The 273-nt window shown below is 59.0% G+C and carries 1 protein-coding gene; it reads right to left on the bottom strand.

The window, feature by feature from the left end:
* Positions 1 to 55 precede the first annotated feature (55 nt).
* Positions 56 to 273: alpha-hydroxy-acid oxidizing protein (locus SB822_RS57100; RefSeq protein ID WP_410859107.1), on the bottom strand; the 218-nt coding region annotated here is incomplete at its 5' end.

Here is a 273-nt window from a genome sequence, read left to right on the forward strand (position 1 = left end):
CGTGTCGATGGGGGCGTGGTTCGTTCAATTGCGTGATTGCATGGGCAGATATTCACTATCCATGAGCCGCATGCCACGACTCACGCGAAACCTGCACAACAAAGTCCCTATTGAGGTTCTCGATCCTCGGACATCCCAGCAATGCGAGGTCTACGTCGATCTCTCTTCTTAGCAACTGCAACGCATGCCGAACGCCCGCATGACCGCCGACGGCCAGGCCGTACATCGCTGGTCTGCCCACGAGGACCATACGCGCCCCCAGCGACAGCGCCT

It is taken from the genome of Paraburkholderia sp. SIMBA_054, assembly GCF_046534875.1.
In the GTDB taxonomy this organism is placed as follows: domain Bacteria; phylum Pseudomonadota; class Gammaproteobacteria; order Burkholderiales; family Burkholderiaceae; genus Paraburkholderia; species Paraburkholderia hospita.